We start from the raw sequence: 26,215 nt of genomic DNA, 5'->3' as shown, positions 1-26,215 counted from the left end.
AGCCGGGGAAAAAGCTGCCGCGGGAAATGCAGATAACGTTCTAGTACTTAACTTTGATGATGTTATGAACGAAGGAGAAAAGAAGTTTACAAAATTGTAATGCATGGCGCCTCTTTCCTCCCGTTTCACATGCCCACGTCTCCGCCGGACTCCCTTTTCATCATTTCCGTGATGACCTGGAACAGCGCGTTGCGGTACAGGACGCCATCCAGCCGCCCGGTATTTTTCCAGACCACGGGAAAGGCGGGCAGATGGGTCTGTTCAAACAATTTCAGGGCATCCGTCAGATGGGTGCCGGCATCCAGCACGGGGGCGCCCGCGCGGATCAGCTCCCCGGCGGTGGGAGGAGGGCTCTTCCCCTTCTCCTCCATCTGCCGGCGGACAGCCAGAAAGTCATCCGGATAAATGGCACCCTCATAGGTCCCGTCCTTTTTCACCACAAAAATCAGGTCTCCGGGATTCCGCAGCATCAGGGAGGAAACGTCGTCCAGGGAAGCGTCCGGCGCCACCTGGGGCACCACATGGCGAGCCAGGTCATGCACATGGACCTGCGCCATGGGCAGGTTGACCACGGATTCCGGACTGCCGGACAGGCTGGCGGCATACATGGACCGCGCGCGAATCAGCCGCCCCGTTCCATAAGCGCTCACCACGCCGATCAGGAGCGGGTAAATCATTTCCCCGCTCATGGAGAACTCCACCACCATCACCAGCGCGGTCAGGGGAGCCTGGGCCGCCACGGCAAAAAAGGCCGCCATCCCCACCATCGCATACGCCACCGTATGGTTGCCCTCCATGCCCAGAGACGTCAGGACCGTACTGAAAATAAACCCGACCATGCTTCCCACGTACAGCGTGGGCGTCATGGCTCCGCCCACCGTACCGCAGCCGAACACGATCGCCACGGCGGACACCTTCACCAGAAGCAGGATAAACGCCTGCTGCGTGCTGTAATCTTCATCCACCAGCCCGGTAATCAGGGCCTGCCCGTTGCCCACCACCTCCGGATAAAAAACCGCCAGCACCCCCACAACCAGTCCGGCGGCCATCAGGCGCAGCGGCAGGAGGGACTGGCGGCCGTTCAAATACCTGGTAGCTACATCCAGCAGGCTGACCCATCCCCTGGCCGCCACGGCGGCCGCCACTCCCAGCGCAATGCACCACAGGGACTGGGAAAAGACGGTAAAGCTTTCAAACGGCGAACTGTACAGCGGGGCGGGATCCCCCAGCAGGTGCAGCATGGCGAACCCGGTGCAGGAGGCAATCAGCAGAGGCGCCAGAATATCCATGCTCACGGTGCCGATGATGATTTCACTCACGAACAGGCACCCGGCAAAGGGGGCATGGAACGCCGTGGTGAACCCGGCCGCCGCCCCGCAGCCGACCAGCAGCCGGAGCCGCGGAATGGATACGTGCAGCCGCTGCCCCACCGCGGACGCGATCAAGGCGGAGGACTGGATGATAGGCCCTTCCTTGCCGATGGCCGCTCCGGAAGCAATGCTCCATGCCGCGGAAAACACCTTCAGGGCGGACGCCCGGAATTTGATCAGCCCGTTTCCGATGGACATGGCCTCCATGTATTCCGTGGCCTGTCCCGGCATCCTTTTTTTCAGGAACAGCAGGATGCAGCCGGCCGCCAGGCCGCCCACCACCGGAATAAACATGCGCCACTCAGGCTCCACCTGGGAAAAGGTGCCTACGCGGGAATCCGACCAGATGCCCGTGAGCAGCCATTGAATCACTTCCACCGTCCACTCAAAAAACAGGGACATGCTGGCGCCCACCACCCCCACGATCACGGCCCACACGTAAGTGACCTGCCTTTCCCCCACCTTCCAATGATGGAACAGCCTTAAAATCCACCCGTACCAGACGGAATCCGGCGGCGGCTGGGGCTGGGGGGATGGAGAATTCATGGGCAAAGCGGCAATATTATTCCATTGTGACAAAAAAACGCCTCCGGATGTTCGATGCCGCAGAAAATACCTGCAGTGCTTCATCCGTGAAGGGCCGCAAGACGCGGAAGGCCGCTCCCTCCGGAGAAGGCGCCTGCCCGGCAAAGGTCTTGCACCGCGCCGGAAACCTGCTACACCGGAAGAACCCCAACCCCTTTTCCCATGCCTGACCGCACGCCGCAACCTCCGCCACGGCTATCCCCGCGCCTCCGGAAGCAGGCGCTTCTGCTGATTGCCTGCGCCATTTCAGGCAGCCAGCTGTACGGCCTCAAACATCCCGCCTCCGTCTGGCCCACGGAACGGGAAGTGCTTTCCGGCTATTCCATCTTCGGACAGCCGGGGGACCCGGCCTCCCTGGTCACGGTTCCGCTGCCCTATCCGCTGAGGCCGTCCTGGTCCCCGGACACGGAGCTTGCGTCCATTACCTGCCACCGTTTCATCGCCGTGCCGCTCACCAGGATTTTCCAGCGCACGCTGGAACATTACGGCATGGAGCGCATCCGCGAACTGCGGCTGGACGTTTACGGAGGCTGCTTCAACAACCGCCCCATCCGCGGAGGCTCCCGCCCGTCCCTGCACGCGTGGGGCATTGCGATAGACATGGACCCCGAACGCAATACCCTGTACATGAGCGCGCCGGAAGCCGTCTTTTCCGGACCGGAATACGATGCCTTCTGGTCCATCGTAGAAAAGGAGGGGGCCTTTTCCCTGGGACGCGAGAGGAATTACGACTGGATGCACTTCCAGTTCGCCAGGCCGTGAAAGTGCGCGGAAGCCCCCAGGCGGCACCGGAGCGGCCCGGGCGTCAGAACGTATATTTCAGGTTGATGCCGTAATAAAAATCATCCCCCAGGTCCCTCTGCTTCACCACGGTCAGCGCCTGGCTGTAGTTGGTGAACAATTCCACGGTCAGGCGCGAAGTAGCGCGGAAGGTAAAACTCAGGTTGTAATCCAGGGCGTTGGATCCGTGGTGCACCACCGGGCCCACGTACCCCCCGTTGTAGCCGTAACGCACCACGGCATCCACCCTCACGCAATCCGCGATCTCCTCGTGCAGCCCCGCAAACACGGCGTAATAGCCGCGGAACGTATGATTGTTATACTGCCAGTAGAGGTCCGTGCCGCCGAACCAGCGGTCGGAAAAATGATAGGTCGTCTTCAGGCCGGGGCGCGGGATGCCCTTGTCCCCCGGAAAAACAAAGCTGTGCTCATACCAGGGCATCACCGTCCAGTTCCCCAGCTCCTTGATGTAATCCAGCCGGTACTTTAATTCCGCATGATTCCGGTGGTCCGTGGAAACGCCGTACCATATTTTCCCCACCCATTCCTTGTACTGTATTTCAGGAACGAACATGCACAGGGAGCCGTCCCACAGGTCAAGCCCCTCGCACTCGTACTTGCTGGCCCATCCCGTCTGGAAGCGCAGATAAACCCGGTCATCCGTGGGGCCGGCCAGGGAAAGGGGATGGGGGCAGGCCGTCTTCAGGTAGTAGGACTGATCCTGGCAAACCGTCGTGGACCCCCAGGCGCCGGGGCATGACAGCACGCCCGCACAGGCCGCCAGCAATAGTTGAGTTGCAGTGTTCGTTTTCATATTCATTTATGGTTGGACAGGCGTTTTCTGGGGCGGCGCATCCGGACGAGGACGGCATCCTTCCATGTTGTACTCCCGCTCCGTTTTTTACTGCAAGCCGATACTCCGCCCGCAGCCGGATAAAATGCCTTCTGAAAATGGGACACCATGGAAAAAACAATATGCAGCCTCCAGAGCCAAAAAACAAACCTCCATTGAAAGATTGTGTCAGCAGGATTTGTACCTAAGACCGTATTCATGAAGTTCCTTATTCCCGCGCTCGTTCTGTCCGCCTGCCTTCCCGCGGCATTTTCGCAAGAACAAATTATCCCGAAACCGGCGGAAATCACGGTGTTCCACGGGAAGCCTGCCCAGCTCACGCCGGCGTCCGCCATCATCACCGCGACGCAGGACAAGGCTTTCCTGAACCGCGCCAGGCAATTGCAGCAGATGCTCGGCGAAGGAACCGGACTGCCCCTCCCCCTTAAAACGCCCGGAGAAGCGCCGGAGAATGCCGCCTGCATCATCATTAAAAAGGACCCGGCCCTGGCCGCGAAGGGGGAGGAAGCCTACTCCATCCAATCCTCCCCCAGGGGAATCATTCTTTCAGCCGCCCATGCCAAAGGCATTTTTTACGCCGGGCAAAGCCTGATCCAGATGATGCCCGTCATTTTCCACGACCGGAAGGCGGACAAATCCGCCGTCCAGTGGAATATTTCCGGAGCTCCGTTCAACATGGTGGACTACCCGCGGTTCTCCTGGCGTGCGCTGATGATTGATGAAGCGCGCCACTTTTTCGGTGAAAAAGCCATCAAGCAGATCATCGACCAGATGGCCCTGTTGAAAATGAACATCCTGCACTGGCACCTGACGGACGACGTCGGATGGCGCATTGAAATCAAGAAGTATCCCCGTCTGACCACCATCGGTTCCAGGCGCAGGGAATCCGAAACCGGTACGTGGAACAGCGGCAAGTCCGACGGCACGCCGCATGAAGGCTTTTATACCCAGGAGCAGATCAGGGACATCGTTCAATACGCGGCCCGGCGCAATATCACCATCGTCCCTGAAATTGAAATGCCGGGCCACGCCAGCGCGGCTGCCGTAGCATACCCGTTCCTGAGCTTGAAATCACCCAGGGAAGTGCCCACCACGTTCATCGTCAACACGGCCTTTGACCCTACCTCGGAAAAGACCTATGCCTTCCTGTCCGACGTGCTGGACGAAGTCGTGGCGCTGTTCCCCAGCAGGATCATTCACATCGGCGGCGATGAAGTGCGCTATGCCCAGCAATGGAAGGACGTTCCGGAAATTGAGGCGTTCATGAAAAAGAACAACATGAAGAGTTATGCGGACGTCCAGATGTACTTCACCAACCGCATGTCCGGCATCGTCGCCAAAAAAGGGCGCCGCATGATGGGCTGGAATGAGATTTACGGCCATGACGTCAACGGGGACGGCGGAGGCAAAGCCGGAACCAAACTGGACACGAACGCCGTCATCCACTTCTGGAAAGGGAATACGGACCTGGCTAAAAACGCCATCAAGGACGGGCATGAGGTCATCAATTCCCTCCACAGCTCCACTTACCTTGATTACAGCTACGGCAGAATTTCCCTGCAAAAGGCATACGGCTTCGAGCCCATTTTCCCGGGCCTGGAGGAACAGTACCATTCCAGGGTCAAGGGGCTGGGGACGCAGGTATGGACGGAATGGATTGCCAATACGGAGCGCCTCCACCACCAGGCATTCCCCCGGGCCTGCGCCTTTGCGGAAGTGGGCTGGACACCTGCCGGGAAAAAGGATTTCCCGGATTTTAAAAAGCGCTTGAAGGAATATAGCGGGCGCATGGACCTGATGGGCATCAAGTACGCCGGGGATGTGATCAACCGGATAGACAAGTCCGACTTTTTCAACACGCCGCAGATCGGCACATGGACGCCTGACGACCTGTCCGGACAGGAGCATTCGTTCGACGTCACCAAACTGGTCAAGGTTCCCGGCAAATACACCGTGACCCTGCTCTACGACAAGGGGGCACACGCCATTGAAATCGAATCCGTGGCCCTGTATGAAGGTGAGAAGGAAATTGCCCGGGACGCTCATTCGGGCAGGAGCGGTACCGATCAGAAAAATATCCAGTACATCCTGAACGTTCCGGAAGCCAGGCAAGGGGCATCCTACACGGTCAAGGCCAGATTCAAGGGGGCCGGAGGCAGCGACTCCTACGGAACGGTGTACTGTGAAGCGCCCTAAAAACTGCTGAATCAACCCGCAACAAAAACCGGAGGGGCTTCATGCCCTCCGGCTTTTGTTTCAGCAACCGGGATACTGCCGCTTGGACTATCCTTCCCAGGCATTGTTCTTTTTCAATCCCATCAGGTTTCCCAGGCACAGGGTGCCTTTCACGAACAGGAAGCCCGTACCTTCCATCAAGCAGAGCGGAATTGCTGCCGCCTTCACCCGGAGCTGCGCAACCCGGGTTCCGGTTGCATTAAAAAGGCGCCGGAGGCCCTCACTTGCAGACCTCCGGCGCCTGAATGACCGGAATCAGCGGACGATAATCTTCATCCGCAGAAACCGGGCGCAGCTCACATTTCAGCCATCATCTTTTCCACGTATTGGAAAAAGATGCTTCCGTCCTCCCCGCTGATGCCATAGTCTTTGGTATCCTCGATATTCGCATTTTTGATGCGGGTGATGATATAAACTTTGGAGAACATAATTCCCCATTGTCCATACTTGTCGTTATCAAACCAAACGTGATGATTGTAGGTCGGTTCGAAGTAGATGGTCCCTCCGTCGTCAGGCTCGGCAATCGGACCACAATATTTGATAATGATGTGGCTGATGCCCTTGTAGCACCACTCCTTTCCGCACTGTGGCTTCTTGGAGAGGCTGGTAGTCATCTCGATGGTGGCATTTGTAATGTTGAAGGATAATTTATCCTCATCATGGTACATGACCCCCTTTTGAGGGAGAGTCACCTCGTTCTGGATGGAGACCCCTTCATAAATGAGGCGCGCCCCTTTCCATTCCGTTTCCGGCGGAGCTATTTCCCCTTTCAGGAAGCAGGTCCCTGAGAGAGAAACCATAATTGCACAGGCAATTTTGTTCATTGTTGTTTTCTGGTTTGTTGTTGTTTTAATAATTCCTTTTTGAGGAATTCCTTCATTTCCTGAACAGTTTTTTCAGGAGGATTTTTCGCATCGTCCCGGTACTGCCGCCAGTCGATGCGCAGCTTGGCCATGAGGCGCAATTCCCTGGGGGAGAAAGGAACGGTGCCCGGGGCATTAGGCATGAAATCCCGGGACCGGTTGCCGATGTAATAAATCTGGCTCTGGTCCCATGAGCGCTTCATGGTTTCATCAAAGGAAGCCCTTACCCGGTCGTCACTGACTCTGGCTTCCCACTGGAGGCAATCCGCCAGGCAGCCGCCCTCCGCCCGGTTCTCCCGGGCCTGCCGCCACAGGGAGAGAATATACCTGTTCTGAAGGCTGCACGCCGCAGGCGTCAGGTACTTGCGCGTGTATTGCAGCTCATAGAGGGGCTTGCACACGGCCTTCTCCCTCTGCCCCAGGGTGGCTCCGTTCACTCTCTCTGGAGTGGGAACAATGCCCGCGAGCTGGCCGGCCACATAATAGGGCAGTTCCTCCGGCATGCGGATTTCCCACGGAATCTTTTCATTCACGAATACGCCGTTTAATATGGTATTGAAGGAACCGTTGCGGCAAACACGGAACAGGTAGATTCCCCCCTTCCTGCACATGAACCTCTTATAAACCCCGGAACCCGCAAATCTGGAAACGCGCGTGCGCGCTTCCACCGGGAAGGAATACCACTGCTCCATGGCGGCGGTAAGAATTTTCCCCCATTTGTTCTGTTCCCCTATCGCGAGGTCTCCCACATTGTTGAACTGGAAGACGAGGGAGGAGGTGGAAGGATGCCTTCTGGCTTCCACCACGTAATCCCGCCTGGATTCATTGGAAAGATAACCGTTGGGATTATAGAAATACAGGGCTATTTCATGGACGCCCTCCGGCACTTCCACAACGGTCCAAATGTCGGGACCGTCCACAAAGCCCGGATACACTTCCCCGTGGTCGTCCCACTCTGCCTCCGTCCGCACGGAATCCGTGGGATCGAAAAGAATGTTGCGGTTATCATTCTCCTTGATGCTATGCACCCACCAGCGCAGGGCATCCCCCTTGTTGCGGTTGAGCCCCATCAATCCCTGGATCCAGTAAGAAGACACGGCCCCCTGGTATCCGGGATAACCCGGAACGGAGGAAAGGGTTCGGAACGACACGGTCTTGGCCTTAAACTCGGAATTGCTCATGGGGGCATTCGTGGCGCACAGCGTGGCGCGCGTCAGGCCGTACCTCCCGCACCAGTCCCCCTTCGTGGACCAGTCCTCCCCGCGGAACACAATGCTCTTCCCCGCATGCGCATCCGCTCCCAGCTTTTCCAGCCTCTTCAGGACTGCGGCAGGGTCTTCCATCCGGGCCGGGGACGGGAACGGAATCTCATCGTCCTGCTGCTTCCTGTCCAGTTGATAAGACAGGGAACCCTTTTTCAGACTGACAAGCCCTTTCCCATACGTCGCCGCCCAGACACTTCCGTCCTTCAGCGCCAGCAGGGAGGGGACATCCGTATTTTCCAGTCCCTTCCTGATTCTCCGGCGCACCGTCATCCTTTCGGCATCCAGCACGTCCACTCCCTGCGTCCGGTAGCCGATGAAAATATCCTTTCCCTGCCGGAGGATGGAAGACACGAAGTCTTCCGACAGCATTTTGGCATTTCCCTCACCCGGAACGGCCGTCTTCCGCGCAGCGGAACCATACAGATTACTATTCTTCTGGGCATAATCCCGGCCGCGCAAGAAACGCCAGGAGCTGATGCCGTTGCTGTACGCCAGGCCGGACCAGGTGCCTACCAGCACCTGGTCTTTTTCCGTACAGGCCAGAACATTGCAGATATTGGAAGGCAGCCCGTCCCCATACGGCTGGTACGGCTGCCGGGCAAACTGCTTGCTGTCCCAGTACCACGGCGCCTGCACGTTCTTCCACTGCATGTACCCCGACTTGCGCGGCGAGCAGGACACGCCGCCGCAGGCATAGGCCAGCCACAGATTCCCCCTGGCGTCAAAGCCGGCGGAAGCCGCCTGGTCTTCCACCAGTCCCGTGGACCGGTCCAGCGCCTTCCATGAATCATTCCCGGGATCATAAACGGACACGCCTCCGGACGTGGCAACGGCCACTTCCCCGGAAACGGGAGAGACGGCCAGCGCATAAACATGCTCTCCGTTCAGAGCATTGCCGCGGTCATACGTCTTCCACTCCCTCCCGTTGAAAACGGCCACGCCGCTGTCGTCCGTGCCCACCCAGATGCGGCCCTGCCTGTCCTCCGCAATGCAGGTGAAATTCTTCCCTTTGGGAAAGCCGGAATAATAATCCATGTTGAGCCACGACTTCTCGTATGCCCTGTCGCCGACTTGAAGGCGGTAAATGCTTTCCCTCTCCCCCACGGCCCATATAGCTCCATCCTGCGCCACCAGAGTACCGCGGATGAAGCGCACCGGGCATTCCGGCAGTTGTTCCGGGATCTGGACAGATTTGACTTCTCCTGCGGACCATCCCCCCAGCAGGGGGAAAACCAATGCGAGTGTTCCTATGAAATGTTTGAATTTAATTAACATAACCAATTATTTCCTGATTATTATGTGAGAATATTATCGTATTTTGCTGACGTCAACCCCATTTCCAAGTTATTCTCAATTTTATCCAATCAAAAAACCACACAATCAGTTTACAGTCAAATATATAAGTCATTCAATATATGTTAGTTATAAAAATTATTCAGGTTTAGAAAAACCCAAGACACACCGCCCTTCCTGTACCCGGACAGAAAAAATGCAGGAGACTAACTCAAAAGCGGCGACCAACCGCTTTTTCTTCTTTCAAAAATGCTCTTTCCGGACATTCATCAACATCGAATTCCGAATCCGTTGCAATGCCTTGAACACATGAATATCAAGACTGTCAGATAGTTATCATTTAATTCATTTTTTCATTAATTGCTATTTCTCCAATTTTTCCAAATCCAAATTCTTCTAACATGTTTTAAACCAAACTTTCCTGTTGACTTCGGATTCGGAATCCGATAAGAACCGGGTATCGCAGGGGTTTCTTTCTCTCCTGAATTTTGAATGGAATAATTTAAATTACTATAGTATTAATTTCATGCAACCTCATTTGCCTTATCAACTAACAGCGTGGCTTATGGCAGCCGCCTTCTTCGGAACTCTCGCCTCCCAATCCCAGGCTGCCGGAGAAAGCATCAGCATCAATTTTGGTACCAACGAACCAAACGGCACCATTTCCGATTCTTCCAGCGCCGGGCTTGAAGCCGTTCCCGGCTCCAACTGGAATCAATTCAGCGGAGCTTCCCAATCCACGGCCCAGAACCTGAAGGATAACAACGGAGACGCCACCGGAGCGACCGTCACCTGGTCCAGTAAAAATACCTGGCGCGGAGGCGACACCCCCTCCACCGGGGACGGCCAGATGCTGAAGGGCTACCTGGACGACGGCAGCGGCATCACCATCAATGTCAGCGGCGTTGATTTCCTGACCTACGGCGTCTACATTTATTGCAATACGGACACCGCCAACGGCAATTTCTCCGCCAAGACCGTCAACGGCGTTTCCTACACCTGGAACGGAACTTCCACCGTGGCAGGCTCTGCCGGGTGGGGGGCAACGGGAACCTTTGGACAGGCGGTGGAAGGAACCAATACGCTGTATGTGGAAGGCCAGACTTCACCCAACCTGAGCATCACCGCTCCGAGCAACACCAGCGGTTCAGGCACCCGCGGCTGCATTGCAGGCATCCAGATCGTCAATACCTATGAGGGCGTTAAAATTTCCGCTACGCTGGATGGCGCCTCCTCCTCCGAGTGGACTTCCTCCCAACTGGGGGATGCCGCATGGACGGACTCCGCTGACGGAGCCGGCACCTATGCTTCCATCAACGTCACCAACGGCCCGGGAGCCCTGACTATTGCGGACGGGGAAACGCGCCATACGGACGCCATCCTACTCACCGGCGGAAACCTCACCATTTCCGGCGGCACCCTGAGCCTGTCGGGCCCCGGCATCCTCCGCGCGGCAGAAGGCACCACGCTCACCGTATCCTCCAGCCTGTCCGGAACGGCTACTCTGGACGGGGCCGGCACCGTCATCATGAACAGAACCAGCACCCTGACGGGCCTGGCCGGTTCCGGAGCCCTGACTCTGGGGGACAACGCCTCCATTTCCATCACGGGAGATACCGCCTCCCGCTATACGGGAGCCCTGACTCTGGGAGAAAACGCCTCCCTCACGGCAGCCAATCCCAACTGGACCTTCGCCGGAGCCCTGACCATAGCGGCGGCCAACTACAATGCCAACGACTCCTGGGCGCACACCGCCTCCTCCCTCACCCTGACGGGAGCCGGAGACGTGGAATACACCTTTGAAGGGGGAACGCTCATTCCCATCACCCATGCAGACAGCACCCTGACGGTCCGCAAGGTGACGGACGGCACCGGCACCATCAATGCCAACCATGCCTCCGACATCGCACACCTGATCATTGACGCCGGCACAGTCAACCTGTCCGGCAGCGACACCGCCTACACGTTTGAATCCATCACCATCGGCCAGAACTCCAAGCTGAGCCTGAATGGCGTAGGCATCGTACTGGGCGGCACGCCGGATATCCTGATGAAGTCCGGCTCCACATTTGAAATGCTCAACTGCCGCGCGTATGGCGCGGATACCCCCATCAGCGCCAACATTACCGTTGACGCCGCCGGAGCCGGCGTGACCATCTCCGGCTCCCTTTACGGAAACGCCACCAACCTTGGCGGAACGATCACCGGCGAAGGAGAACTGCTGGTCACCAACGGTTCCAGCGGAAGCAACAACTTCACCATTTCCTCCGTCATTTCCGACAAGGACGCCTCCCACCAGATGAGCGTGAAGGTGAACAAGAACAGCTCCGTAGTCGTTTTCTCCGGCAACAACACGTACACCGGCGGCACCACCATCGTGCAGGGAACGCTCCAGACCAACTCCGCAACCGCACTTGGCCAGGGTTCCGTTCTGGTGCAGGGAGGAACGCTCAACGCCAACAGCCAGGCCCTGGCCAACGCCATTACGCTCCAGACGGGCACCATCCAGAACCTCGGCAGCGCTTCCGCTCCCAAGGACCTCACCGTCAGCCTGACGGGGAACGCCGCCATCAACAACTCAACGGTAATCCTGGGCAACGCTTCCGGCGCGCCCATGATTTCCACAGGCCAGGTGCTGACGCTTTCCGGCACTACCTCAGCCACGCTGAACAACGCCACGCTGAACCTCTCCAGCTTCAACACGGCTCTGATCGACATGCAGGGAACGTCCACCCTGAACCTGACCGGCGGCCTGACGCTGAATCTGGACAGCGCCCTGGCGCTTGACCTTACCTCCCTGACGATCGACCTGATCACTGTGGGCGAAGGCACATCCCTGGCGGACAACATCGACTGGGATTCCCTGCTGACGCTTACGCAGAACGGCCAGAACCTGATCTGGGACGGCGTTACCTACAACAACGGCAGCCTGACCTTCACCGGCCTGGCCGTACCGGAACCCGGCACGGCCACCCTGAGCCTGCTGGGCCTCACGGCCCTGCTGATGCGCCGCAGAAAGAAGGCCTGAGCTTCCTGAATTAACAGAAGACTCCATTCAGGGGCTGTTCCGCCAGCAAGGTGCGGAACAGCCCCTGTTTGCTATATATCCAACTCTAAAAAACAAGGGCCGCTGCCATACGGAAACCCTTGTTTGAAGTCTTATCCCTTTCCGGATAAGGAATAAAACCTCCGCATCATACTGCCGGAATGCCGGTCATATTTTCTTAACTAAAGTAAAAGTAGGGTCTTCATCCTTTCCGCTGGTCCCGAAATCACTTTTATTCTCCATTTTAGTCACCTTGTGCAGGGCCGTGATATAGACTTGTGAATAAAGGGTTCCCGATGTTCCAAATTTATTGGGATCATAGGCGAAGGGGACATCATTCTTCGTATCGGCGAATATCAGCGCTACATATATATTTCCAGTCATGGATATCCGTACTTCATGTATTTTTTTGTACAGCCATTCCTGTTTTTCCTGAGGATTTTTATTGAGGCTTGTGATCACCGTCACTTTACCCGGCATAATATTGTAGGCATTTTTTACACCCTTTTTTGCTTCCACTCCTTTTTGGGGAAGCGCCGGCTTATTAATAATGGAAACCCCATCATAATTCAGATGAGTTCCTGACCACATGGTATGCTCCCCGGTAATCTCTCCGTTGAGCACGTTCATGCTCAACAGACTGATTCCCGCAGCCAATATCATTTTATTATTCATGTTGTCGTTTTCTTTTGGGATTCATGTTCAAGGTGTTTCTTCATCTCTTGAACTGATTTCACAGGAGGTTGTTCGGCATCATCTCGATATTGCCTCCAATCAATATCCAGCTTATCCATCAAATAAACTTCATTTACGGAAAAAGGTATCGTGCCCGGGGCATTCGGAACACATTCCCTGGATCTGAGATCCGGATAATAAATCTGACACTGGTCCCACGCAGCCGCCATGGTCTGGTCAAAAGAAGAACGTACATCGGGAGAGTAAATTCTGGCTTCCCATTGAAACCAGTCTTCCAAGCACCTGCTCTTTTTCTTTCCTTCAACCGCCTCACGGAATGAGGAAAGAATGTACCTGTTCAAGCAGGAAGATCCTGCGGGCGTAACATACCGTGGCTGATACTGGAGAGTGAGCAGTTGATTGAGAAGAACCTTCTCCTCCGGCCCGGCAACAGAAGAATGAACTCTCTCGGGGGAAGGAATAATGCCTGCAAATAATCCATCAACATAATAAGGCAATTCATCAGGCGTTCTCATTTCCAGAGGAAGAAGCGCATTGATGAATACCCCATTTAAAATAGTATTGAAGGAACCGTTCCTGCAAACATGGAACAAGTATACGCCGCCTTTCCTGCACATGAAGCGCTTGTAAACTCCGGACCCCGCAAACCTGGAAACGCGCGTGCGCGCTTCCACCGGGAACGACTGCCACTGCTCCATAGAAGCGGCAAGCGTCTTCCCTTTTTTAGTGCGGTTCCCAATTTCAATATCCGCTTTGTTGTCGAACAGGCTTTGAATGGAAGAAGAAAAAGGATGCCTCCGGGCTTCTACCACATAATCCCGCCTGGATTCATGTTGAAGATATCCGTTGGGATTATAGAAATACAGGGCTATTTCATGAACCCCTTCCGGCACTTCCACAGCTACCCATATACCGGGACCGTCCACAAAGGACGGATATACTTCCCCGTGGTCGTCCCATTCCGCCTCTGTTCTTGTGGAATCACTGGGGTCAAAGAGAACATTGCGGTTTCCTGCCACATTGGCGCTTTGTACCCACCAGCGCAATCCATCTCCCTGATTGCGGTTGAGCCCCATCAGTCCCTGAATCCAATAACAGGGATACACTCGTTTCCATTTAGGGTCTTCAGCGCTCGTTTCCATGCGGACAGGTAATTGCTTGGCTTTAAACTCGGAATTGTTCATGGGGGCATTCATGGCGCACAGCGTGGCGCGCGTCAGGCCGTACCTCCCGCACCAGTCCCCCTTCGTGGACCAGTCCTCCCCGCGGAACACAATGCTCTTCCCCGCATGCGCGCCCGCACCCAGCTTTTCCAGCCTCCTCAGGACTGCGGCAGAATCCTCCATCCGGGCCGGGGACGGGAACACGATTTCATCGTCCCGCTGCTTCCTGTCCAGTTGATAAGACAGGGAACCCTTTTTCAGACTGACAAGCCCTTTCCCATACGTCGCCGCCCAGACACTTCCGTCCTTCAGCGCCAGCAGGGAGGGGACATCCGTATTTTCCAGTCCCTTCCTGATTCTCCGGCGCACCGTCATCCTTTCGGCATCCAGCACGTCCACCCCCTGCGTCCGGTAGCCGATGAAAATATCCTTTCCCTGCCGGAGGATGGAAGACACGAAGTCTTCCGACAGCATTTTGGCATTTCCCTCACCCGGAACGGCCGTCTTCCGCGCAGCGGAACCATACAGATTACTATTCTTCCGGGCATAATCCCGGCCGCGCAAGAAACGCCAGGAGCTGATGCCGTTGCTGTACGCCAGGCCGGACCAGGTGCCTACCAGCACCTGGTCTTTTTCCGTACAGGCCAGAACATTGCAGATATTGGAAGGCAGCCCGTCCCCATACGGCTGGTACGGCTGCCGGGCAAACTGCTTGCTGTCCCAGTACCACGGCGCCTGCACGTTCTTCCACTGCATGTACCCCGACTTGCGCGGCGAGCAGGACACGCCGCCGCAGGCATAGGCCAGCCACAGATTCCCCCTGGCGTCAAAGCCGGCGGAAGCCGCCTGGTCTTCCACCAGTCCCGTAGACCGGTCCAGCGCCTTCCATGAATCATTCCCGGGATCATAAACGGACACGCCTCCGGACGTGGCAACGGCCACCTCTCCGGAAACGGGAGAGACGGCCAGCGCATAAACATGCTCTCCGTTCAGGGCATTGCCGCGGTCATACGTCTTCCACTCCCTCCCGTTGAAAACGGCCACGCCGCTGTCGTCCGTGCCCACCCAGATGCGGCCCTGCCTGTCCTCCGCAATGCAGGTGAAATTCTTTCCTTTGGGAAAGCCGGAATAATAATCCATGTTGAGCCACGACTTCTCGTATGCCCTGTCGCCGATTTGAAGGCGGTAAACGCTTTCCCTCTCCCCCACGGCCCATATAGCTCCATCCTGCGCCACCAGGGTACCGCGGATGAAGCGCACCGGGCATTCCGGCAGTTGTTCCGGCACTTGGACAAAGGCAATTCCCCCCTCAGTCCACATCCCCATAACAATCAGCAGCATAGCGACAGCACTGCATAAATTTCCGAATATGACACTCATTATCCTTTTATGATATTTTCTGTATAATTGATGCATCATTCAAAGTCAACCAAATGGAAAGTTATTTTTTAATATCGGATTTCAGAAACTTACTTCATTCCTGCTTTCAGGGCCAATCTGCTACCTTGAAAAGGTCAGCGGACGCTCCGGCAATGAGACCAATAAGACTTCAAAGAATAAAAAAAGGGCCTCCGCATCCGCGGAGGCCCCCAGCTTACCCAAACAACAGAAAACTGCTGCATGCTTCTTTCAGGAATGCATGGCCAGAGCATGCCGGTATTCCACCGGGAAGACCTTGATGAATTTGCCGCGTTCCTCCGGCCAGTTGTTTAACAGGTCGCAGGCCCGGCGGCTTTTCGTAGCCATGTAGTGCTCGTAAATGAGCTGGAGCAGTTCCGCCTCGTCGGCGGAGTGCGGCATGACCGTTTCCAGGTCCACGCTGCCCAGGTTGCATTTCTGATCGAAGTCGTTGTCCGCATCGTACACGTAGGCCAGTCCGCCGGTCATTCCCGCGGCGAAGTTGACGCCCACCTTGCCGAGCACCGCCACACGGCCCCCGGTCATGTATTCGCAGCCGTGGTCGCCTATGCCTTCCACCACCATCTTGGCTCCGCTGTTGCGGATGGCGAAACGCTCCCCGGCCTGCCCGTGCAGGAAGATGCTGCCGGACGTGGCCCCGTAGCCGATGACGTTGCCGGCAATGACGTTGTCCGACGGAGCGTAGGAGATGTTTTCCGGAGGCCTCACGATGATTTTGCCCCCGGAAAGCCCCTTCCCTACGAAGTCGTTCGCCTCCCCGGCGAGTTCAAAGGTGATGCCCGGCGCCAGAAAGGCCCCGAAGCTCTGCCCCGCGCATCCGGTGAAGTGCACCGTGAGCGTATCCTCCGCCAGGCCGCGCGGTCCGAATTTCATCACCAGCTCTCCGGATAGCTCCGTGCCCACCGTCCGGTCCACATTGCGGACGTCGCGGAAGAGTTCGGTCTTTTCCCCTTTTTCCAGCAGGCCCTTCAAGTCCGGGAGCAGGCGGCGCCGGTCGTAGTTGTCCAGAGGTTCCTTTTCAAAGGAGGGGTCAAACCTGCATCCGTCCCCCTCCGCCGCATGCAGGATGGAGGAGAAGTCCAGATGCTGAGCCTTGTAGAAGTCAATGGCGCGGTTCACGGAGAGCAGGTCCGCCCTGCCGACGGCTTCGTCCAGGGAGCGGAGGCCCAGGGAAGCCAGGATTTCCCGCGTTTCCTGCGCCACGAAGCGAAGGTAGTTGATGACGTATTCCGGCTTGCCGCTGAACTTGGCTCTCAGGGCCGGGTCCTGCGTGGCAACGCCCACCGGGCACGTGTTTTCATGGCACCTGCGGAGCATGGCGCAGCCGATGGCGACCAGAACGGCAGTGCCGAAGCCGAATTCCTCCGCTCCCAGCAGGGCCGCCATGACGACGTCCCTCCCGGTGCGCAGCTGGCCGTCCACCTGGAGCCGGACGCGGGAGCGGAGCTTGTTGAGCACAAGCGTCTGCTGCGTTTCCGCCAGACCCAGTTCCCACGGCAGTCCGGCGTGCTTGACGCTGGTGAGCGGGGAGGCGCCCGTACCGCCGTCGTGGCCGCTGACCACAACCACGTCCGCGTGGGCCTTCACCACTCCGGCGGCCACCGCGCCGATGCCCACCTCGGAGACGAGCTTGACGGAGACGCGGGCGTCCGGGTTGGAGTTCCGCAGGTCGTAGATCAATTGGGCCAGGTCTTCAATGGAGTAGATGTCATGGTGCGGCGGGGGAGAGATGAGGCTGACGTTCGGCATGGAATGGCGCAGCCGGGCGATGTACGGGTCCACCTTGTGCGCCGGGAGCTGGCCGCCCTCTCCGGGCTTGGCGCCCTGGGCCATCTTGATCTGGAGCTCGGAGGCGTGGCGCAGATAGTTGATGGTCACGCCGAAGCGTCCGCTCGCCACCTGCTTGATCGCGCTGTAGCGCACCTCGCCCCTGGCGTTGGGTTCGTAGCGGGCTTCATCCTCGCCCCCTTCACCGGAGTTGCTTTTGGCTCCTATTTTATTCATCGCGATGGCGATGGTTTCATGGGCCTCCGGGCTGAGGGAACCCAGGGACATGGCCCCGGAGACGAAGCGGCGCAGGATGGAATCCGCGCTTTCCACTTCCTCCAGCGGGACGGTGTCCGCGGGAGCGAATTCAAACAGGCCGCGCAGGGTGCAGAGGTGCTGCGCCTGATGGTTGCTGTAGTCCGCAAATTCCCGGTATTTCCGTTCGTCATTGTCGCGAACGGCGGCGCGGAAGGCCTGGAGCGTCTGCGGGTTCCAGAGGTGGTTTTCTCCGCCCTTCCTGTACTTGTACTGGCCGCCCGCATCCAGGCCGCCTTCCTTCCCGGCGTTTTGCGCGGCGCGCTGGTTGCATTCCGCAGCTATTTCCTCCAGCCCGATGCCGCCCACGCGGCTGACGGTGCCGGGGAAGAATTCGTCAATCAGTTCCCGGTTCAGCCCCACGGCCTCGAACAATTGGGAGGAGCGGTAGCTGCGCAGGGTGGAAATGCCCATCTTGGACATGATTTTAAGCAGCCCCTTGTCAATGGCGTTGATATAGTTGCCGGAGGCCTTCACCACGTCCAGCGGGCAGTCCTGCGGCGCGGCCAGGGAGGTGACCGTCGCCAGAGCCAGGTACGGATTGACCGCCGTGGCCCCGAAACCCAGCAACAGGGCGAAGTGCATCGTTTCCCGCGCCTCCCCCGTTTCCAGGATCAGGCCCACGTCGGAACGCAGTCCGGCGGCCGCCAGGGCGCGGTGCACCACGGAGCAGGCCAGCAGGCTGGGAACGGGAAGGTAGCCGCGGCCTATGTTGCGGTCCGTCAGCACCAGGATGCGCACGCCGGACCTGACCAGCCCCACGGCGGATTCCGCCAGGCTGTCCAGCGTCTCCCGCAGAGCCTTTCCGTCCCCGCCTTCCGGGAACTGGAGGGGGAGCCTGGCGGAGGGGAAGCCGGCTTCCCGGATGTTGCAGAGGCGGTTGAGCTCCTCGTCCGTAATGACGGGGCGCGCCATCTTGATGAGCCGGGCGTGCTCCGGCGTTTCCTCCAGAATGTTGGGATGGTTGCCGATGTACGTGGTCAGGCTCATGACGAGTTCCTCCCGGATGGGGTCGATGGGCGGGTTGGTCACCTGCGCGAACAATTGCTTGAAGTAGTTGAACAGGAGCGGCGCCTTTCCGGAGAGGACGGCCAGCGGCGCGTCGTTCCCCATGGAGCCGAGGGGTTCCGCGCCCTTCATCATCATCGGGCGGAGGATGAGTTCCACATCCTCCTGCGTGAAGCCGAACTGGCGCTGATGAACCGCCAGGTCCGGCATTTCCGCGGAGGCGGAGACAGAGTCGAACAGGGAGCGGACGGAAATCTTGTTTTGTTCCACCCAGCGGCGGTAGGGCATGCGCCGGGCCATTTCATTCTTGGTTTCCGCATCGGACACCAGGCGGTGGTTCACCAGGTCGCAGTAGATCATCTCTCCGGGGCGCAGGCGGCCCTTGCGGGCCACTTTTTCCGCGGGAATGTCCGCTACGCCCGTTTCCGAGGCCAGGATGAAAATATCGTCCGTGGTCAGCGTGTAGCGGGCGGGGCGCAGGCCGTTGCGGTCCAGCATGGCGCCCGCGTTGACGCCGTCGGAGAAGACGACGGCGGTCGGGCCGTCCCACGGCTCCATCAGGGCGGAATGGTATTCAAAGAAGCCGCGCACGTCCGGCCCCAGATGGTAGTTGACGCCCCAGGCCTGCGGCATGAGCATGAGCATGGCGTGGCGCAGGTCGCGCCCGGCGGCGGCGAGCAGTTCCACCATGTTGTCCAGGCAGGCGGAATCGCTCTGGCCGGGAGGAATGAGGGGCAGGAGCTTCTGCAAGTCATCCCCCAGCAGGGCGGAGGACAGGTGCGGCTCCCGCACGCTCAGATGGTTCAGGTTTCCGCGCAGGGTGTTGATTTCCCCGTTGTGGGCCAGGTAGCGGAAGGGATGGGCCAGGCTCCACGTGGGGAAGGTGTTCGTGCTGTAGCGCTGGTGGACGAGGGCCAGCGGAGATTTGAAACGCTCATGGCGCAGGTCTTCGTAAAATCCGTCAATTTGCGTGCCGAGGAACAATCCCTTATACACGATGCTGCGGCTGGAACAACTGCACACGTAGCATCCTTCCACGCGCCGCTCCATTTCCCGGCGCATTACGAAGAGCTTGCGTTCCAGTGCCGCCTGGTCCGCAAAGCCGCTGCCGTCGATGAAGAGCTGGCGAATCAGGGGGCAGGTGCGCCGGGCGTTCTCGCCGATGCTGTCCCGGTCCACGGGAACCTCTCTCCAGGCAATCACCCTGCCGCCGTTTTCCGTGACGGCGGCCTCCAGTTCCTCTTCATGGCCGCAGCCGCCGAACATCATGGCGACTCCGTATTTTCCTCTGGCGGGGAGTTTGTTGGGAAGGAGCAGGCGGAAGAATTCATCCGGCAGGGCCAGCAGGATGCCCGCTCCGTCCCCGGTATCGGGATCGCTTCCCACGGCGCCGCGGTGCATCAGCCTCTTGAGAACGGTGACACCCATTTCAATGATTTTGTGGCTCGGTTCATTCTTCAGGTCCGCCACCAGCCCCACGCCGCAGGCGTCCCTCTCCTGTTCAAAGTCATACAATCCCTGCGGCGCAGGAATGCCTGTCTCGAATTGATCACTATTCATCAGTTTGCTGTTTTATTTGAGTTAAGCTGATTTTCTTATAGCAAAAACCGTGCCAACATTATGCACTCCTTCCACTCTCCCCGTTTTCCGAACGCCGCCGCCCCGGTTTTACATGATTTGACAGGCCTTCCGGCATGACAGAGGACCCACGGCGGCAAAGGACAATTCCCTCTCCCAAGCAGATATTTTTACATTTTCGTAATTACCCTTTTACCGTGATTTTACATTTTTGTAATTAATGCTTTCACCTTTTTCATCCCTCTTCTTTCCACGGCTTCCTTTTACAATTTCTGCAATATATTTATAGGCAACTTCTTAAAACACCATACCTACTCCGGCACAAGTTGATTCAAAAAGCTGGCACGGTTCTTGCTAAGAAAAAGATACAACAGTTAACCATGATGAGTGACTCGACAAGAACACAAGCCATCAGCGCCATCGCCTCCCTTCCCGTGAGCGGGGTGAGCGAGAGCGCTCCTGTCCGCATTGATTATTACGGCGCCGACGTTTTCAGTACAGAGGTGATGAAGAAGTACCTGCCCAAGGACACGGCGAAAACCCTCCTGTCCACCATCCAGGACGGCCTGCCGCTGAACGCGGACATTGCCGCGGACGTAGCCCACGCCATGAAGCAGTGGGCTCTGGAACGGGGAGCCACTCACTACACGCACTGGTTCCAGCCCATGACGGGTTCCACGGCGGAGAAGCATGATTCCTTCCTGGACCCCAAGGGCATGGAGCCGATCATGAGCTTTTCCGGCAAGAATCTGATCGTGAGCGAGCCGGATGCTTCCAGCTTCCCCTCCGGCGGCCTGCGCTGCACGTTTGAGGCCCGCGGCTACACCGCGTGGGACCCCACCAGCCCCGCCTTCATCAAGAGGCACGGGAACGGAGCCACCCTCTGCATTCCCACCGCCTATTGTTCCTATACGGGAGACGCGCTGGACAAGAAAACCCCTCTGCTCCGCTCCCGGCAGGCATTGGGCAACGCCGTCAAGAGGCTGATGAAGTGCTTCGGGCTGCCGGACGAACGCGTGACCATCACGCTGGGGCCGGAACAGGAGTATTTCCTGATTGACAAGAATTTCTATCTGAACCGCCCGGACCTGGTCCAGACGGGCCGCACCCTTTTCGGCGCGCCGCCCGCCAAGCACCAGCAGCTGGAAGACCATTATTTCGGCTCCATCAAGCCGCGCATCCTCAATTTCATGAATGATGTGGAAAAGGAACTCTGGCGGCTGGGCATTCCGGCCAAGACGCGCCACAATGAAGTGGCCCCGGCCCAGTTTGAACTGGCCCCCTTGTTTGAGGACGTGAACCTGGCGATCGACCACAATATGCTGGTGATGGAAATCCTGCGCCAGCAGGCCAGCAGGCACGGGCTGGTGTGCCTGCTCCACGAGAAGCCCTTCGTGGGCGTCAACGGCTCCGGCAAGCACAACAACTGGTCCATTTCCTACGGGGACAAGAATCTGCTGGATCCCGGCACGGACCCGCAGCAGAACGCCATTTTCCTGACCGTGCTGGCCGCCATCATCGAGGCTGTGGACAAGCACAGCGACCTGCTGCGCAATTCCGTAGCCAGCGCCGGGAACGACCACCGCCTGGGCGCGAACGAGGCCCCTCCCGCCATTATCTCCATTTTCCTGGGCGACCAGCTCAATGAAGTGATCGAGAATATCATCAACGGGGAATCCGGCCGCGGCAGGCGCAACGACACGCTCCAGATCGGCGTGGATACGCTGCCCGTCCTTCCCCGGGACGCGACGGACCGCAACCGCACCAGCCCGTTCGCCTTCACCGGCAACAAGTTCGAGTTCCGCGCCCCCGGCTCCGCCCAGTCCTGCGCGGGCCCCATGATGACCCTGAACACCATTGTGGCGGAGGCCTTCGATTCCCTGGCGGAGGAGCTTTCCTCCTTCGCTCCGGAGACCTTCCTGGCCCAGCTCCAGGAGACGCTCAAGCGCAGGATTTCCGAACACAAGAGAATCATCTTCAACGGAGACAATTATTCGGAGGAATGGGTGAAGGAAGCGGAACGCCGCGGCCTTCCCAACCTGAAAAACACGATGACCGCCCTCCACACCCTGGTGAATGAGAAGAATGTGGCCCTGTTCGAGAAGTACGGGGTGTTCTCCCGCAGGGAACTGGAATCCCGGTTTGAGATTTTCCTGGAGGAATACCACAGGCGCATCCGCATTGAAGGGCGCCTGTCCTGGGAAATGGCGGCCACCATCATCCTCCCTGCCCTGCGCAACGAATACAAGCAAACCGTTTCCGCGCTCTCCAGGGCGCTGGACGCCAAGCGGACCAACGGGACCGCCGCCCTGCAAAAGCTGGCGGACAAGCTGGGCGGCGCCCTGGATTCCGTCGTGTCCGACCTGGATACCCTGGAAACCGCGCTCACGAGCTGCCATGAGGACATCCTTGCCGCGATGTCCCGATTGAGAACCAGCGTCGATGCCGCAGAAACCCTGGTGAACGACCGGTCCTGGCCTCTCCCCAAGTACCGGGAAATGCTGTTCATCTATTAGGGTGCACCGACGAGCTCCGGAGCTTTGCCGGCCCCTTGCGGGGCAAGCCTCTGCCCGCAGAGGGAAAGGCACGGCTCCGGGGCCTTGGCGCGCCCTGTCCCGGCCGCCCTTTTTCCCACTGTTTTCCACCGACCACCAACCCCTGAAAAATCCGCGTCATTGGCCGTAAAAAAACTTTCCTCCGGAGCCCTGCGGGCACTTAATTCCCCCCGGCGGAAATCCACGGTCCAGAACCACAGGATTCTTCCATCGCCATTATGCCTAAAGATACCTCCATCAAAAAGATTCTCGTGATCGGCTCCGGCCCGATCGTCATCGGCCAGGGCTGCGAATTCGACTACTCCGGCACCCAGGCCTGCAAGGCCCTCCGGGAAGAAGGTTATGAAGTAGTGCTGGTAAACTCCAATCCCGCCACCATCATGACGGACCCGGAGACCGCCCCGCGCACCTACATTGAACCGATCACCCCGGAGTTCGTGGAGAAAATCATCGTCCGGGAAAAGCCGGACGCCCTGCTCCCCACCCTGGGCGGCCAGACGGCCCTGAACTGCGCCATGGAGCTCCACCGCAGCGGCGTGCTGGAGAGGGAGAACGTGCGCATGATCGGCGCCCATGCGGACGCCATTGACCGCGGGGAGGACCGCAACCTGTTCAAGGAGGCCATGATCCGCATCGGCCTGGACGTGCCGCGCTCCGGCATCGCCCACACGATGGAGGAGGCGCGCCGGGTAGCCGGGGACATAGGCACCTTTCCCCTGATTATCCGCCCCGCCTTCACGCTGGGCGGCATGGGCGGCGGCGTGGCGTACAACAAGACGGAGTTTGAGGAAATCTGCGCCCGCGGGCTGGACCTCTCCCCCGTTTCCGAAATCCTGATTGAGGAATCCCTCATCGGCTGGAAGGAGTTTGAAATGGAAGTGATGAGAGACCGCGCGGACAATTGCGTGGTGATCTGCTCCATTGAGAACATTGACGCGATGGGCGTGCATACCGGGGATTCCATCACCGTGGCTCCCATCCAGACCCTGACGGACAGGGAATACCAGGTCATGCGGGACGCCTCCTTCGCCGTCATCCGGGAGATCGGCGTGGAAACGGGCGGTTCCAACATCCAGTTCGCCATCAATCCGGCCAACGGCCGCATGATCGTCATTGAGATGAACCCCCGCGTTTCACGTTCCTCCGCTCTGGCTTCCAAGGCCACGGGGTTCCCCATCGCCAAGCTGGCCGCCAAGCTGGCCGTGGGCTACACGCTGGACGAACTGCGCAACGACATCACGAGGGAAACGCCCGCCTGCTTTGAGCCCACCATTGACTACGTGGTGACCAAGGTCCCCCGCTTCACGTTTGAAAAGTTCAAGCAGGCAGACGAGCACCTGACCACCTCCATGAAATCCGTGGGGGAAGCCATGGCCATAGGCCGCACGTTCAAGGAATCCCTGCAAAAGGCCCTGCGCTCCCTGGAAACGGGCCGCTGGGGCTGGGGTTTCGACGCGAAGGCGCCGCAGAAGCCCACCGCGGAGGAAATCACGCGGAAGCTGGCCGTCCCCACGGCGGAACGCATTTTCTGGATTCAGACGGCGTTCAGCAGCGGCTTTTCCCTGGACGAGGTGCACCAGCTCACCCAGATTGACCCCTGGTTCCTGGCCCAGATGCGGGACCTGGCGAAGGCGGGCGACCGCCTGGACGCGCTGGACCTGCGGGAAGCCAAGAAACTGGGCTTTTCCGACAGGCAGATCGCCCTGGCACGCGGAACTACGGAGGAAAGCATCCGGAAGGAACGCCGCGAACAGGGCATCGTGCCCGGCTACCGCCTGGTGGACACCTGCGCCGCGGAGTTTGAGGCATACACGCCTTACTTTTATTCCACGTACGGGGATGAAAACGAGGCGCGCGACACGGGCCGGAAGAAGATCCTCATCCTGGGAGGCGGCCCGAACCGCATCGGCCAGGGCATCGAATTCGACTACTGCTGCGTGCACGCCTCCATGGCCCTGCGGGAAATGGGGTATGAAACCATCATCGTGAATTCCAACCCTGAGACCGTCTCCACGGACTACGATTCCTCCGACAAGCTTTTCTTTGAACCCCTGACGCTGGAAGACGTGCTCCACATCTGCGAGCAGGAGAAGCCGGACGGCGTCATCGTCCAGTTCGGCGGCCAGACGCCGCTGAACCTGGCCAACGCCCTGGAAGCCCACGGCGTGCCCGTCATCGGCACCAGCCCGAAGGCCATTGACCTGGCAGAGGACCGCGAACATTTCTCCGCCCTGCTGAGGGAGCTGGGGCTGAAGCAGGCGGACGCGGGGACGGCCACCAACGTGGAGGACGCCGCCGCCATTGCCGCCCGCATCGGCTATCCGGTGCTGCTGCGCCCCTCCTTCGTGCTGGGCGGCCGCGGCATGATCATCGTGTACGAGGAGCAGGAGCTGCGCCGGTACATGAACGAAGCCGTGGAGGCCTCCGAGGAACGCCCCGTGCTGATCGACCGCTTTCTGGAAAACGCCGTGGAGATTGACGTGGACGTCATCGCGGACCGGGAGCGGGCCGTCATCGGCGCCATCATGCAGCACGTGGAGCCCGCGGGCATCCACTCCGGGGATTCCGCCAGCATGATTCCCGCCATGGGCATTTCCATGAAAATGCACAAGGAAATCACGCGCGCCTCCAAGGAGCTGGCACGGCGGCTGAACGTCTGCGGGCTGATGAACATCCAGTTCGCCGTGAAGGACGAACAGCTTTACGTCATTGAAGTGAATCCGCGCGCCTCCCGCACCGTTCCGTTCGTCTCCAAGGCCATCGGCAGGCCCCTCGCCAAGCTGGCCGCGCAGGTCATGACCGGCAAGACGCTGGAGGAGCTGGGCTTTACCCGGGAAATCACGCCGGAATACCACTGCGTGAAGGAGGCCGTCTTCCCCTGGGGCCGCTTCCCGGGCATCGACGTGGTGCTGGGGCCGGAGATGAAATCCACCGGGGAGGTGATGGGCATCGACCCGGACCCGGACATCGCCTTCGCCAAATCCCAGATCAGCGCATTCAATCCCCTGCCGACGGAAGGCAAGGTTTTCATCTCCGTGAATGACCGGGACAAGGAGCGCGTGCTCCACATGGCCCGCCAGCTGGCGGACATGGGCTTCACGCTGTGCGCCACGCGCGGCACGATGATCCACTTGCTCCAGCACGACATCGAATGCGAACGCGCGTACAAGGTGAACGAGGCGCGCCGCCCGAACATCGTGGACCACATCAAGAACGGGGACATCGATTTCATCATCAACACGCCCGGCTCTCACGACGCGCGGGCGGACGACATCATCATCCGCTCCTCCGCCATCGCCGCCAAAACCTCCTACTGCACGAACCTGGCCTCCGCGCAGGCCTGCGTGAACGCCATTGAGGCGCTGAAGAACAGGAACCTCCAGGTGTGCACCATCCAGGAATACCATGCCCAAACCGTTTAACC

At 58.7% G+C, this 26,215-nt stretch carries 12 protein-coding genes; 5 read left to right on the top strand and 7 right to left on the bottom strand.

Annotation, left to right across the window (positions count from 1 at the left end; translation table 11 throughout):
• Positions 1 to 125: 125 nt before the first annotated feature.
• Positions 126 to 1,916, bottom strand: a complete 1,791-nt coding sequence (locus QSJ36_RS07130; protein WP_180971086.1) for a chloride channel protein — start codon at positions 1,914 to 1,916, stop codon at positions 126 to 128.
• Positions 1,917 to 2,117: 201 nt separating this feature from the next.
• On the opposite strand from QSJ36_RS07130, the gene QSJ36_RS07125 reads away from it, so the two are divergent.
• Positions 2,118 to 2,717, top strand: coding sequence for a M15 family metallopeptidase (locus tag QSJ36_RS07125; RefSeq protein WP_285467918.1), 600 nt, complete (start codon positions 2,118 to 2,120; stop codon positions 2,715 to 2,717).
• Between the two features lie 43 nt (positions 2,718 to 2,760).
• On the opposite strand, the gene QSJ36_RS07120 is transcribed toward QSJ36_RS07125, so the two are convergent.
• Positions 2,761 to 3,549, bottom strand: coding sequence for a hypothetical protein (locus QSJ36_RS07120; RefSeq protein ID WP_146018241.1), 789 nt, complete (start codon positions 3,547 to 3,549; stop codon positions 2,761 to 2,763).
• A gap of 237 nt (positions 3,550 to 3,786) precedes the next feature.
• Here QSJ36_RS07120 and QSJ36_RS07115 point away from each other — a divergent pair, with 237 nt between their 5' ends.
• Positions 3,787 to 5,784: a beta-N-acetylhexosaminidase gene (locus tag QSJ36_RS07115; protein WP_285467915.1), complete on the top strand. Its 1,998-nt coding sequence runs from the start codon at positions 3,787 to 3,789 to the stop codon at positions 5,782 to 5,784.
• A 335-nt stretch (positions 5,785 to 6,119) separates the two neighbouring features.
• Here the strand turns inward: QSJ36_RS07115 and QSJ36_RS07110 are convergent, their stop codons facing one another.
• Together QSJ36_RS07110 and QSJ36_RS07105 are read right to left on the bottom strand one after the other, a co-directional pair.
• On the bottom strand, positions 6,120 to 6,647 hold the full coding sequence (locus tag QSJ36_RS07110; protein WP_102726592.1) for a hypothetical protein: 528 nt from the start codon (positions 6,645 to 6,647) through the stop codon (positions 6,120 to 6,122).
• Positions 6,644 to 9,187, bottom strand: coding sequence for a two-component regulator propeller domain-containing protein (locus QSJ36_RS07105; RefSeq protein ID WP_285467913.1), 2,544 nt, complete (start codon positions 9,185 to 9,187; stop codon positions 6,644 to 6,646). The genes QSJ36_RS07110 and QSJ36_RS07105 overlap by 4 nt, the downstream gene beginning before the upstream one ends.
• Positions 9,188 to 9,809: 622 nt before the next feature.
• On the opposite strand from QSJ36_RS07105, the gene QSJ36_RS07100 reads away from it, so the two are divergent.
• Positions 9,810 to 12,272 (top strand): autotransporter-associated beta strand repeat-containing protein, encoded by a 2,463-nt coding sequence (locus QSJ36_RS07100; RefSeq protein ID WP_180973637.1) that lies wholly within the window; start codon positions 9,810 to 9,812, stop codon positions 12,270 to 12,272.
• 186 nt (positions 12,273 to 12,458) lie between these two features.
• On the opposite strand, the gene QSJ36_RS07095 is transcribed toward QSJ36_RS07100, so the two are convergent.
• The 3 genes from QSJ36_RS07095 to gltB form a co-directional block, all read right to left on the bottom strand.
• Positions 12,459 to 12,965, bottom strand: coding sequence for a hypothetical protein (locus tag QSJ36_RS07095; protein ID WP_022397198.1), 507 nt, complete (start codon positions 12,963 to 12,965; stop codon positions 12,459 to 12,461).
• On the bottom strand, positions 12,962 to 15,475 hold the full coding sequence (locus QSJ36_RS07090) for a two-component regulator propeller domain-containing protein (protein ID WP_285467910.1): 2,514 nt from the start codon (positions 15,473 to 15,475) through the stop codon (positions 12,962 to 12,964). The genes QSJ36_RS07095 and QSJ36_RS07090 overlap by 4 nt, the downstream gene beginning before the upstream one ends.
• Before the next feature lie 303 nt (positions 15,476 to 15,778).
• A complete protein-coding gene (gene gltB / locus QSJ36_RS07085; protein ID WP_285467908.1) occupies positions 15,779 to 20,218 on the bottom strand; it encodes a glutamate synthase large subunit in 4,440 nt (1,479 codons plus the stop codon).
• Between the two features lie 398 nt (positions 20,219 to 20,616).
• On the opposite strand from gltB, the gene QSJ36_RS07080 reads away from it, so the two are divergent.
• Positions 20,617 to 22,752, top strand: a complete 2,136-nt coding sequence (locus tag QSJ36_RS07080) for a glutamine synthetase III (RefSeq protein WP_022396589.1) — start codon at positions 20,617 to 20,619, stop codon at positions 22,750 to 22,752.
• Positions 22,753 to 23,009: 257 nt separating this feature from the next.
• Entirely contained in the window at positions 23,010 to 26,213 is a 3,204-nt protein-coding gene (carB, locus tag QSJ36_RS07075) for a carbamoyl-phosphate synthase large subunit (protein WP_285467905.1), read from the top strand.
• Positions 26,214 to 26,215: the final 2 nt, after the last annotated feature.

It is taken from the genome of Akkermansia sp. NBRC 115031 (assembly GCF_030268505.1).
In the GTDB taxonomy this organism is placed as follows: domain Bacteria; phylum Verrucomicrobiota; class Verrucomicrobiia; order Verrucomicrobiales; family Akkermansiaceae; genus Akkermansia; species Akkermansia massiliensis.
Note: the sequence above shows the minus strand (reverse complement) of the source record. Positions and strands in the feature narration are given on the sequence as shown.